Origin of the sequence: Pistricoccus aurantiacus, assembly GCF_007954585.1 — a bacterium.
GTDB classification, from domain to species: domain Bacteria; phylum Pseudomonadota; class Gammaproteobacteria; order Pseudomonadales; family Halomonadaceae; genus Pistricoccus; species Pistricoccus aurantiacus.
The window spans coordinates 2691966-2704049 of sequence record NZ_CP042382.1 but is presented as its reverse complement, the minus strand read 5'-3'; the positions used below and the strand labels follow the sequence as shown (position 1 = coordinate 2704049).

Here is a 12084-nt window from a genome sequence, read left to right as displayed (position 1 = left end):
ACGACGGTGAGGGGAAATGCGGACACACGGCAAATAGCGAGAAAGGACACGAACGGGGTTGCTGGGGTGGATGATGGGGATCGAACCCACGACCACCGGAGCCACAATCCGGGGCTCTACCACTGAGCTACATCCACCATAAACCCGTTTGCCGAATTCGCTGATGACAGGCAGAAGCGAATTTGCAGGATACAAAATTAAAACACCATCTAAAAAACGCTGTCATCGAAACTGGGGTGGATGATGGGGATCGAACCCACGACCACCGGAGCCACAATCCGGGGCTCTACCACTGAGCTACATCCACCATTTCGATATATGGCGCAAATCAAGTGATGGGCGGCGACTACAGGATCTGGCGCGCCCAGCAGGACTCGAACCTGCAACCTACGGCTTAGAAGGCCGTTGCTCTATCCGGTTGAGCTATAGGCGCATAGCGCATGCCCTTGACACTTCTATCGCCCCAACGCTCTTTCCAATCCTTGATACCAGACTTGGTCTCCCGAGCCTTATTATCGGCTGCCCGCATCGAACTCGGGATTCAAGCCGACATATGGTCGGGGTGGAGGGATTCGAACCCCCGACATCCTGCTCCCAAAGCAGGCGCGCTACCAGACTGCGCTACACCCCGCCGACAATTCGCGTAACGCTTGCGTGCGATCCGAGAGTCCGATTTCTTCGACCCAAGGCTTATGCCAGTGCGCCGCGTATTCTACGTATACCTACGCCAAGGTCAAGTCCCAATGCGTACCAAGGCATCTTGACGCTTTGACTCGACTGCCGCTCATGCGAAAATCGCCGGCGACTTCATGAGACCTGAGGCTTGGATTCGTGCATCTTGTCAGCCTTCGCGTCTGTCGCCTGCCATTAATTCAATAGGATACCGCCGATGACCGCAAAATTGATCGATGGCAAGACCATTGCCGCTGATATTCGACAGCAGGTTGCGCGACAAGTATCCGCCCGCCGAGAAGCGGGATTGCGACCGCCCGGACTGGCCGTGGTGCTGGTGGGAGACGATCCTGCCTCTGAGGTCTACGTGCGACACAAGCATCGCGCCTGCGACGAGGCGGGTATTCTCTCCTTCATGCATCGATTATCCGCCGGCACTCAGCAGCAAGAACTCGAACGGCTGGTGGACGAGCTCAACGCGGATTCCAGAGTGGACGGCATTCTGGTGCAGCTTCCCTTGCCGGATCATCTGGACGCACGGCCCATTCTCGAGCGCATTCTGCCTCACAAGGACATCGACGGTTTCCATCCTTACAACCTGGGGCGCCTGGCCCAACGGCTCCCCATGCTGCGCCCCTGTACACCGAAAGGCATCATGACGCTATTGCAATACAGCAACCTTAATGTTCGCGGTCTGGACGCCACGGTGGTCGGCGCCTCGAATATCGTCGGCCGCCCCATGAGTCTGGAGTTGATGCTGGCGGGATGCACCACCACCGTATGCCATCGCTTCACGCAGAACCTGGAGGGACACGTGAGACGCGCGGATCTACTGGTGGCAGCGGTGGGCAAGCCCGGACTGGTCAAGGGAGAATGGGTCAAACCGGGCGCTATCGTGATCGACGTCGGCATCACGCGACAAGACGACGGTCATTTGACCGGTGATATCGAATTCGAACCCGCTGCGGAGCGCGCCTCTTATATCACCCCGGTTCCCGGCGGCGTAGGACCGATGACCGTGGCCACCTTACTGGAAAACACCCTGTTCGCCGCGGAACTTCACGACGCCAAGTCGCCAAACACCGCCGAAACGACTTATTCACAATGACAGAAAAACCGGAAGTACGCGTCGAACCGCCCTCTTTGCTGGTCATTCACACCGGCGGCACGCTGTGCATGCGTGCCGGACCTGACGGCCTGACACCTGCCGGTGATTTCGAATCCCGTTTGCGAAGGGCACTACGAGAGCTGCCCCCGGCGCGACGGGCTACCCTGCCCGATTTCGACTGGCTCGAGATTGACCCGCTTATCGATTCCAGTGCCGCCAACCCCGGCCATTGGCAGGAACTCGCCGCTCATATCGCCCAGGCTTACGACGATTACGCGGGTTTCGTGATTCTGCATGGCACGGATACGCTGAGTTGGACCGCTGCCAGCCTGGCCTATCAACTGCAGGGAATAGGCAAGCCAGTGGTTCTTACCGGGGCCATGCTGCCCCTGGAAACGCCGAATAGCGATGCGCTTGTCAATGTGGAAGGAGCGCTGCGCTTTGCCCAACAGGAGCGCCTGAAGGAAGTCGCGCTCTTTTTCGCCGGAAAGCTTTTCCGAGGGGTGCGTGCCCGCAAGTGGCACAGCCACCAGGCGGATGCCTTCATCAGCCCCAACTATCCGCTGCTGGGCGAAATCGTCGATAATCAGGCGATACTGTTTCCCGGTCGCGGCCTTCACGAACAGCAGCGCGGCGCGCCGCGTTTCGAACTGGCGGACTATCGCGCCCTGAACGAAACGCCGGTGGCGCGGCTGGTGCTATGGCCTGGCATCGCGGCCTGGCAGCTGGCGGCCTGGCTGCTCGATGATCGTCTGCAAGGAGTGGTGCTCGAACTCTGGGGCGGGGGCAATATCGCCCAGGACCAGGCACTGCTAGGCGTACTGGCTCAGGCTTGCGGCGAAGGCAAGGTAATCGTCGCCATCACTCAATGCTTTCAAGGTGGCATCGTTTCTGGCGCCTACGCCGCCGGCCATGGTCTGGCGGAGGCCGGCGTGATTGCCGGTGACGACATGACCCCGGAGGCCGCCTTCACTAAACTGTTGCACCTGCTGGCGCTACCCTTGACGGATCAAGAGCGGCGTCAGCGCTTTCTCCTTGGCTGGGTAGGCGAGCGCTGAAGCGCTGCCTCGATCCCCAAAACGCGCTAAGGTTGGCGTCCAACATCCATACCGAACCAAGGAGATGTCATGGAACACGTCAATCACCCGTTCAGCGAGCTATTCGAACAGCTTGGCCTGCCGGCGGACTCCGCCTCCATCCAGGCATTCATCGAAACGCATTCGCCGCTGCCGGAGAAGACCGCCCTGGCGGATGCGCCTTTCTGGAACGCCGGCCAGGCGGCTTTTTTGCGTAACGCCTGGGAAGAAGATGCGGATTGGGCGGAGACTGTGGATCAACTCAATATCGCTCTGCGAAAGTCTTGAGTGAGCTTGAACGTCGCGACTATTACAACCTGGCCGCCACCCTATCGAGGATCTGGCGGCTAACCTTGTTGACCAGCGGCTGCGCCGCACGATTGACCGCCTTTTCCACCAGCCTGTTCTTGATCCGATACTCGAGAGTCAGCAGCACTTGAGTGCCCTCTGGCACCGGAGTCAAACGGTAGCTGCCCTGATTGCGCACGCCCTCTATGGATTCCCAGGCCAGACGCTGCGGCGCGCTCAGTTCGGTAATCATCACGTCGAAGGTCCAGTCCATGCCCACCGCGTGCACATGCCAACGATAACGCCGATCTCCCAGCGGCTCGATGGACTCGATCAGGTCCGAATAATCCGCAAAGTCCTCGATCCGCTCGAGCAGAGCGAAAACCCGCTCTGGCGGCGCATGAAGAATAGCGCTGTGTTCGATGGTCGCCATGGTATCTTCCGCTTAATTCGATCATGCCTAGAGGGTAACCAGCCAAGCAGGGCAACACCAGATGTATAGCGACATTACCGAGGTCAAATCATGAGCAGCCCATCCACGAACGCATCCTGCCGGCCGGGCTGCGGCGCCTGCTGTGTCGCACCCTCCATCAGTTCACCGATTCCCGGCATGCCGCGGGGAAAGCCTGCCGGCGTTCGCTGCGTACAGCTGAATGGGGATAATCTGTGCCGACTGTTCGGCGATCCGCGCCGCCCTCGGGTGTGCGCGGATTTCACTTTCGACGTCACTCTATGCGGAAGCGATCGCCAGGAAGCGCTGGCGCGCATCGCCGCCTGGGAAGACCTGACCTGCACGGATTGACCACATCAAGAATCAACGTTGGCCGGATAGGGCTGCAGCTGATCGCGCAGGGCATGCCAACGAATCAATACCGGTGCGTCACCGTGGCTTACCTCGCCCAGCAGCTTGCGAAAACTTTCCCGTACTTCGCTATCTTCTGGATCGATCAAGGTCAGCCAAAGCTCCATGACGTTCAACTGCTGATGGCGGTTGCCATGTTCCTGGGCGAGTTCACGGGCCTGGAGCGCCAGGGTACGAATCTCCTCCTCCGCGTAGCCAAGACGGAAACGCACTCGAGCGAGCTGAATCGCGAGCTCCGGCAAAAACAGCGAGCGTCGCTCCTGGGCGATCAGCAGGCATCGGGAGAGATAGTCCTCGCCACGCTCCAATTCGTCGAGGGCCAGACAGGCATCCAGGAAATACAGCAGCGGCCGCTGGTAGCGATCGCGCCCGGTCAGTTCGCCGAACTCCTGCATGCTGTCTTCAATCAGCGTCAGCCCATCACGCTCGCCGTTGAGGGCGCGCTGCCAGCCCAGCACGCCCTGGGCGGACATCTGCCACAGGTGCAGGTCCGGACTCTGACTGATCTCGAAAACCCGCTGCCCGCGCTGGCCGGCCAGATACACGTGGCCCAGCTGTCGATACAAGGCGGCGGAAAACATCAGTGCCATGGCAAGCGTGCCGGGATGATCGATACGCTCCGCCAGGCGAATGGCCGCTTCCGCCTGCTGCTCGGCTTGACGATAATCGCCGCTTAGACAGAGCGCCCAGCTGTGATAGCAGACCGCGGACACCTGCGGGTGATCCGAAAACGGCAACCATTCGATCATCATCGGCTGATTGAGCGGATCCAGCTCCTGAAGATGATCTCGAGCCTGGGGCAGTCGTCCCGCCCAGTACTCGCAGCAGGCCTGAGCGTATTGGGCAAGACGCTGATAGCGAGGATCGGAAAACTTCGCGGCCAGGCTCGCCAACTGTGCTGACAGGGCAAACGCATCCGCGTGTGAGTGACGCTGAATACACCCGACCCATAGCCCCCACTTGACCAGAAATCGCTGCTCTACATCAATTTCGTCCTGGCCTTTTCGTCGCGCCTGATCCATCAGCAGTTCCCGCGCGCGGATAAAGCTTTCCTGAGCCAGGGGTGAACCGTGTCCCTCCAGGGCGAACGCCGCCTGCCCTCGCACCGTCAACAGACTGATTTCTCGCTCGAACCGGCTTTCCACCAGACGCAGGCTTGCAAGCCCCGCATCCGCCATCTTGAGCGCCGTGCGATTGGCGCTCACCTTGAGAGATTCACGCGCGGCCAGCTCGAAATAGCGCGCGCCGCGGGCATAGTCGCCGCTGCGCCGCAAGTGCGTGGCGAATTCGCCGGGATGGCGACTGATCCACACCGGAAAGCGCTTCTCGATCAGTTCCACCACCTGATGGTGGATCCTGATGCGCATGGCTCTGGGGCAGGACAGGTAGGCGGCTTCCTGCAAGAGCTGATGGCTGAACTGATAGTCGCAGTCACTATTTTCGTGACAAGGCTGGATAATTTCCAGACGCAGCATATGCTCCATGGCGCGCTTGAGCCGCTCCTCCTCCCAGGCGCTGCACTCCCTGAGAAAATCGAAGCGAAACTGGCGACCGAGGATCGCCGCGATATGCGCCGCCTCACGATCGTTGTCGAGCTGATCGATGCGACCCGCCAGCAGGCCCAACAGCCCCTGAGGAAGTTCGTCGAGCTGCAGGCTGTGCCCCTCGCGCCGCTGGACATCCAGCCGCCGGCAGATCTCTTGCAGATAGAGCGGAACACCGTCGCAGCGCTCGATCAACTGAGCGCGAAGCCGAGGACTCAAGTGCAGGCGATAGCGGCGTGATAGCTGGGTCAATAGCCGCGAGGCCTGCAGGTTGTCCAGGCGTTCCAGGGTGATCAGCTGATCCCAGTTGAGCCGGCTGGGCAGCGCCTCGCGTCCATGATGGCTGGCGATCATCAGCAAATTGCAGTTGATCGGCAGCTGCGCCTGTAAGCGAACCAGTACCTTGAAGGACGGCTCGTCGAGCCAGTGAATATCGTCGATCATGATCACCAGAACCCGCTCGGCGGTGAGGCGTTCGATCAGCCGCTGGGTGAGCCTTGTCACCTGGGTATCCAGTTCGGTGCTTTTCAGCGCTGGAGCATCGCTCGAGGGCGTGTCGAAACCCAGTGCCATGCGCAGGGAATCCGCCTCTTCGGCGTTTTCGATCAGGTTTGGATGACGACGCAGCAGATCATCGAAGGCGTTCGCGTCGAGCTCTCTTTCCAGATACCAGCGCAGCAGAGATCGCGTCATGCTATAGGGAATCTGAGCGGCGAGCCGTGTGACAGGCTGCCAGCAGATTGCCGTGTCACGACTCTGTTCCATCTGGCGAAACGCCACCAGCAGCGCGGATTTACCCATGCCGGAAGGCGCACGCACCAGGATGCTCTGGCGCAGACCGATACTCGCTCTGGCCAAGGCGTCGCGCAGTTTGCGAAGCGCGCTTTCGCGACCGAACAACGTCGGCGGCAAGGCGTCGCGCGAGCTTTCATTGATGCCAAGCACCAGCGCACGATGACGAATCCTGCCATCGCTGGCGATCAATCGCGGGCTTAATCGCGGCTCCAGATCCAGCGCTGGGGGCATGTGCTGGCTCGCCGCCTGGGAAATGACCAGCTCGCTACCCTCCGCCGCGGACATCAGCGCCAGGGCGTCCTGAGTGATATCCCCCAGCGGATCCACCAGCTGGTGTTCCGGCAGGTAGATCACGCGTCCACTATTGAGCCCCGCCGCCAGGCGAAACACCGGGCTCTCGCCCTCTCCGTTCCAGCGGCGCGCGCTCTCCTCCGCCAAGGTGCGCCGGCAATGCTCGTACAAGGCCACCAACTCCGCCAGCTGATGAGCGGGGCCGTGTGTGCCGAAACATGCAAGTCCGATGCCCCCGGTGGCTCCAGGCAACCAGAAGCCCCCCAGATGATGACACTGCTGTTCCAGCCAGCGCAGCAGTTCGAACTGCAGATTCAGACAGTGCCGTATCTCGTCATGGTTCTGCCGCTCGCATTCAAGGGACAAACGGATCGCCATGACGGAAAGCTGACGCTGCTCGATTTCTTCTTCCTGCAAGGCATGGCCATCCTGGGATCCTGAACGTGCGAAAGCACTCTGGGAGGACAGTAGATGCATGTCTGCCTGAGTATCGGACCAGTATCGGGCCAGCTGCAGAAAACTCGGCTCGGGCTGCTGACCCGATAATGCCAGCAGCTGTAGGTAGGCACTGTACTGTTCATGGGCGGCGGCGGATTGGCCCTGCTCCGCAAGCTGCTTCACCAGCCTTTCGTGAAAAGGACCGTAGCCTGAGAAGCGACTGACCAAGATACGCAGCAGGGATTCCGGCACCTTATCCTGCTTGGCCAGCACGGTTTCGGCGAAGGCGATGACACGCTGACGCCATTCGTTACGAACTCTCAGCAACCAGCGCTGAAATTCCGCGCAAGAAGGTAGCTGAAGCTCTTCCACCAGATCGCCTCGATAAAGCTCGAGAATCGATTCCAGGGTGGCGATATCCGCGGGCGTTTCCAATAGCGTCTGCAACTCGTGCAGATCGAAACCCCACGGATCAGGACGCCGAAAAGCGATGGTCTGGCGGGATACCACCAGCACTCGATCCGCATCGTTTCCCAGGGATTGACGCAGGCAGTGAAGCGCATGACGCAGATTGGTACGTCCGGAGGAAAGCCCCTGGTCCGGCCATAGCAATTCCGCAAGCGTCGCGCGATTAACCGGCTGCTCGTGGAGCAGCAGATACACCAGCAGCGCCTTGACCTTGTCGTAGCTGAACTGGGTAACGGCATCTTCGCCCAATGTCAGTGAAAAATGGCCTAACAGTGCCAGTCGTTCTGTAGCGGATACGTTCCGCATCATCGTGTTCCCAGCAGTAGCATCGTCATATGACTCACTCATACGTTTGTGCTTTTCGATGAAAGGAGCATCCTGCATCCAACAACGTTTGAAATTGATCGCTAGGCCGCTTCCGGCAAGCCGCTATGAAAACGAAAATGCGGGTCCGGCGTGCAGATCAGCCGCCGCTCGCACTCGGTGAAAAAGACGATTCTTTCTTCTACCTCCGGCACGCCGTCATCCTCGGCGTAGCGGCGTGCCAGCATCAGGTAATCCTCGTAATGACGGCCTTCCGACTTCACTAGACTGCGATAGAATTTGGCAAGTTCCGCATCCAGATGCGGGATGAGCCGGGCAAACCGCTCGCAGCTTCGCGCCTCGATCAGGGCGCCGACGATCAGAATATCCACCAGCCGCTGAGGATCCTTGTCGCTCACCTGACGCCGCAGACCTTCCGCGTAGCGCGAGGCACTCAAATGCCGATAGGCAACACCACGTCGCTGCATCAACGTCACCACCTGCTCGAAATGCAGCAGTTCCTCCCGAGCCAACTGCGACATCTTGATCAACAGCAAGGGGCGGTCAACATGGCGATACATCAGACTCATGGCAGTGGAGGCGGCCTTCTTTTCACACTGGGCGTGGTCGATCAAGAGAATTTCCTGATGCGTCAACGCTTGCTCGATCCAGGCCTTGGGGGTTTCGCAGCCAAGAAAACGCCCCATCGCTTCAGGCAGTAAGCTTTTTGTCATTGTGGTGGTCATGCTCGATGTATCGGCGGGTTACATGAAAACATTTAATGTAAAACGTCTACAGCAAAACGAGAAAAAAGTCATTGCTTTCGCCTATTGTTGGTCATCGACGGATAATCGACGATGCTCTGCTGCCTGAAGCAGCCGCAGCGTGATGTGCTCATGCAGTCTTTCGCAGGAAAGTTCTGCTCCCTCGCCTACTGCCGCCAGGCCGTAACGACTCAATTCCTGGATATGCCGCCGCCCTACCCGCAGCAGTTCCACTGCCCGAGAAAGCGCCGGCTGATCGGCTCGATAGCGGATACGATAACGCTGCAGCTGAGCTTCCAATCTGGCCGCATCGGTGACTCGAAGAAACTCACCGGCCACCCGTTCGCGCAGCGCGTCCAATTCGTGCATTCGTCCGGCGCGCTGAACCTCGTCGTAGCCCGGCCAGTCGCGTATCTCCGCCAGATGGCGCTGGCAGCCCCGGCAGACGGTATCGCCCACTGAGGTAGAGCAGACACCGACGCAGGGAGATGTCACCGGTCCCCTCATTTTGACTCCTGAAATTTGGCCTATCCTAACGCGCCTGCCGGATCGGCGACACCTCTCCCGACTAGCAGCACGCAAAGATCAGTAGTAAAAGCACAACCGCGCCGACCAAAGTGTTAAGGCTTTCCCAAGGGCTTGACCTTAACATTGTCGACAGTTTCCCGTAGAATTCCGTGACTTGCCGACTAGCGCCAAAACTTTCAGATCGAGGCGTTTTTGCCGACGTTGGCGTCAGATAGTCGCAAAACCGTCCTGTCTTCCATAATCATTCGATGAGGGTTGTTTATCGTGCTTGAAGCTTATCGCCAACATGTCGACGAACGTGCCGCCGAAGGCATCCCGCCAAAGCCCCTGAACGCGGAACAGATGGCCCAGCTCGTGGAGCTGCTCGAGAATCCACCTGCCGGCGAGGAACAGTTCCTGCTCGAACTTCTCACGGATCGCGTTCCCCCTGGCGTGGATGAGGCCGCCTACGTCAAGGCGAGCTTCCTGACCGCCATCGTCAAAGGCAAGGCCGAATCGCCGCTGATCGACAAGATTCACGCGGTCAAGCTTCTGGGCACCATGCAAGGCGGCTACAATATCGCCACTCTGGTGGAACTGCTCGATGACGCCGAGCTAGCTCGGGAAGCCGGGGAACAGCTCAAGCACACTCTTCTGATGTTCGATGCCTTTCACGACGTGGCGGATCGTGCCAAGGTGGGCAACGCCGTGGCTCAGGACGTTCTCGAATCCTGGGCAGAGGCGGAATGGTTCCTCGCCAAGCCCAAGCTCGAAGAAAAGATCACCCTGGCGGTGTTCAAGGTGCCCGGCGAGACCAACACCGACGATCTCTCCCCGGCGCCGGACGCCTGGTCCCGGCCGGACATTCCTCTGCATGCCAACGCCATGCTCAAGAACGAGCGCGAGGGCATCGAGCCAGAGATTCCCGGCACCAGGGGACCGCTTGGCCAGATCGAGGAAGTGAAGGTCAAGGGCTATCCGGTGGCCTACGTGGGCGACGTGGTGGGCACCGGCTCCTCACGGAAATCCGCCACCAACTCGGTGCTGTGGTTCTTCGGCGACGACATTCCTTATGTGCCCAACAAGCGGGCCGGCGGCTTCTGCTTCGGCGGCAAGATCGCGCCGATCTTCTTCAATACCATGGAAGACGCCGGCGCCCTGCCCATCGAGATGGACGTCTCGAACATGGATATGGGTGATCTGATCGATGTCTATCCCTATGAGGGCAAGGTCTGCAGGCACGGCACCGACGAGGTAATTTCCACTTTCGAGCTCAAGACCGAGGTACTGCTCGATGAGGTTCGCGCCGGCGGCCGTATTCCGCTGATCATCGGTCGTGGCCTTACCGAAAACGCCCGCAATGCGCTAAGTCTTGAGCCTTCGAACGTATTCAAGAAGCCGGAGCAGCCGGCGGATACCGGCAAGGGCTATACCCTGGCCCAGAAGATGGTCGGCAAGGCCTGCGGCATGGAGGGCGTGCGTCCGGGCATGTACTGCGAGCCGAAGATGACCACCGTCGGCTCCCAGGACACCACCGGCCCGATGACCCGGGACGAGCTCAAGGACCTGGCCTGCCTGGGTTTTCAGGCGGACCTGGTGATGCAATCCTTCTGCCACACCGCCGCCTATCCCAAGCCGGTAGACGTGGAGACTCACCACACCCTGCCGGACTTCATCATGAATCGCGGCGGCGTCTCCCTGCGACCCGGAGACGGCATCATTCATAGCTGGCTCAATCGCATGCTGTTGCCGGACACCGTGGGCACCGGCGGCGATTCCCACACCCGCTTTCCCATGGGCATTTCCTTCCCGGCGGGCTCCGGGCTGGTGGCCTTCGCCGCCGCCACCGGGGTGATGCCGCTGGACATGCCGGAATCCGTACTGGTGCGTTTCAAGGGCAAGCGCCAACCCGGGGTGACCCTGCGGGATCTGGTACACGCCATTCCTTATTACGGCATCAAGCAGGGCCTGCTGACCGTGGAGAAAGCCAACAAGAAGAACGCCTTCTCCGGTCGCGTGCTGGAAATCGAGGGGCTCGAGGATCTCACCGCGGAGCAGGCCTTCGAGCTTTCCGATGCCTCCGCCGAGCGCAGCGCGGCAGGATGCACCATCACCCTGTCCGAGGAAAGCGTCACCGAATACCTGACCTCCAATATCACCCTGCTCAAGTGGATGATCGACAGCGGCTACGGCGATCCCCGCACCCTGGAGCGGCGCATTCTGGCCATGGAGGAATGGCTGGCCAATCCGAGCCTGATGCGTGCGGACGCGGATGCGGAATACGCCGAAGTGATCGAGATCGATCTAGCGGAGATCAAGGAACCGATTCTCTGCGCCCCCAACGATCCGGACGACGCGCGGCTGCTTTCCGAGGTGGCGGGCCAGAAGATCGACGAGGTGTTCATCGGCTCCTGCATGACCAACATCGGCCACTTCCGCGCCGCGGGCAAGCTGCTGGAGAAACAGCCTGCCGGCAGCCTGAAGACCCGCCTGTGGCTGGCGCCGCCCACCAAGATGGATCAGCACCAACTGACCGAGGAAGGCTACTACGGCATCTACGGTCGCGCCGGGGCGCGCATGGAAATGCCCGGCTGCTCATTGTGCATGGGCAATCAGGCGCGAGTCGCGCCCAAGTCCACGGTGGTCTCCACCTCGACCCGCAACTTCCCCAACCGGCTCGGGGACGGCGCCAACGTCTACCTCGCTTCCGCAGAACTCGCGGCGGTGGCGGCGGTGGAAGGCCGCCTGCCCAGCGTCGAAGAATATCAGAGCTATATGGGCGAGTTCGACGCCATGGCCGGGGAGATCTACCGCTATCTGAACTTCCACGAGATCGAGGAGTTCCAGAAGGCGGCCTCCAACGTCATTCCGGTAGCCCAGGAAGCCTGAGCCCGGTTTAGCCAGACTCGATGAAGCGCTCCACTGAATTGGGGCGCTTTTTTTCATTCGCTCGCTTCCGTGGCATCAT

At 60.1% G+C, this 12084-nt stretch carries 9 protein-coding genes and 4 tRNA genes; 5 read left to right on the top strand and 8 right to left on the bottom strand.

Translation table 11 applies throughout. The annotated features are described in order from the left end of the window. Positions 1–62: 62 nt before the first annotated feature. The 4 genes from FGL86_RS12755 to FGL86_RS12740 all read right to left on the bottom strand — a co-directional run bounded on the left by FGL86_RS12755 (position 63) and on the right by FGL86_RS12740 (position 631). Positions 63–137, bottom strand: a tRNA-His gene (locus FGL86_RS12755). Positions 138–232: 95 nt separating this feature from the next. Next, positions 233–307 (bottom strand) — tRNA-His (locus tag FGL86_RS12750). Positions 308–356: 49 nt separating this feature from the next. Then, positions 357–433: transfer RNA gene (locus tag FGL86_RS12745), tRNA-Arg, on the bottom strand. A 121-nt stretch (positions 434–554) separates the two neighbouring features. Next, positions 555–631: transfer RNA gene (locus tag FGL86_RS12740), tRNA-Pro, on the bottom strand. A gap of 258 nt (positions 632–889) precedes the next feature. Between FGL86_RS12740 and folD the strand changes: the two genes are divergently transcribed. The 3 genes from folD to FGL86_RS12725 all read left to right on the top strand — a co-directional run bounded on the left by folD (position 890) and on the right by FGL86_RS12725 (position 3144). Continuing rightward, complete coding sequence (folD, locus tag FGL86_RS12735) at positions 890–1780, top strand: bifunctional methylenetetrahydrofolate dehydrogenase/methenyltetrahydrofolate cyclohydrolase FolD (RefSeq protein ID WP_147184900.1); 891 nt, start codon at positions 890–892, stop codon at positions 1778–1780. Beyond that, the gene (locus FGL86_RS12730) at positions 1777–2838 is read left to right on the top strand and encodes an asparaginase (protein ID WP_147184899.1); all 1062 of its coding nucleotides are present in this window, start codon (positions 1777–1779) and stop codon (positions 2836–2838) included. Before folD ends, FGL86_RS12730 begins: the two co-directional genes overlap by 4 nt. 69 nt (positions 2839–2907) lie before the next feature. Beyond that, positions 2908–3144: a DUF2789 domain-containing protein gene (locus FGL86_RS12725; protein ID WP_147184898.1), complete on the top strand. Its 237-nt coding sequence runs from the start codon at positions 2908–2910 to the stop codon at positions 3142–3144. Positions 3145–3166: 22 nt separating this feature from the next. On the opposite strand, the gene FGL86_RS12720 is transcribed toward FGL86_RS12725, so the two are convergent. Beyond that, entirely contained in the window at positions 3167–3577 is a 411-nt protein-coding gene (locus FGL86_RS12720) for an SRPBCC family protein (RefSeq protein ID WP_147184897.1), read from the bottom strand. 90 nt (positions 3578–3667) lie between these two features. Here FGL86_RS12720 and FGL86_RS12715 point away from each other — a divergent pair, with 90 nt between their 5' ends. Next, positions 3668–3946 (top strand): YkgJ family cysteine cluster protein, encoded by a 279-nt coding sequence (locus FGL86_RS12715; protein ID WP_147184896.1) that lies wholly within the window; start codon positions 3668–3670, stop codon positions 3944–3946. A 5-nt stretch (positions 3947–3951) separates the two neighbouring features. Here the strand turns inward: FGL86_RS12715 and FGL86_RS12710 are convergent, their stop codons facing one another. The 3 genes from FGL86_RS12710 to FGL86_RS12700 all read right to left on the bottom strand — a co-directional run bounded on the left by FGL86_RS12710 (position 3952) and on the right by FGL86_RS12700 (position 9104). Continuing rightward, positions 3952–7848, bottom strand: coding sequence for an ATP-binding protein (locus FGL86_RS12710; RefSeq protein WP_147186197.1), 3897 nt, complete (start codon positions 7846–7848; stop codon positions 3952–3954). Positions 7849–7949: 101 nt separating this feature from the next. Beyond that, positions 7950–8579, bottom strand: coding sequence for a MiaE family protein (locus tag FGL86_RS12705; protein WP_246131621.1), 630 nt, complete (start codon positions 8577–8579; stop codon positions 7950–7952). A gap of 93 nt (positions 8580–8672) precedes the next feature. Next, positions 8673–9104, bottom strand: coding sequence for a DUF1289 domain-containing protein (locus tag FGL86_RS12700; RefSeq protein WP_246131620.1), 432 nt, complete (start codon positions 9102–9104; stop codon positions 8673–8675). A gap of 297 nt (positions 9105–9401) precedes the next feature. Here FGL86_RS12700 and acnB point away from each other — a divergent pair, with 297 nt between their 5' ends. Next, positions 9402–12005, top strand: a complete 2604-nt coding sequence (acnB, locus tag FGL86_RS12695) for a bifunctional aconitate hydratase 2/2-methylisocitrate dehydratase (protein WP_147184893.1) — start codon at positions 9402–9404, stop codon at positions 12003–12005. Positions 12006–12084 lie beyond the last annotated feature (79 nt).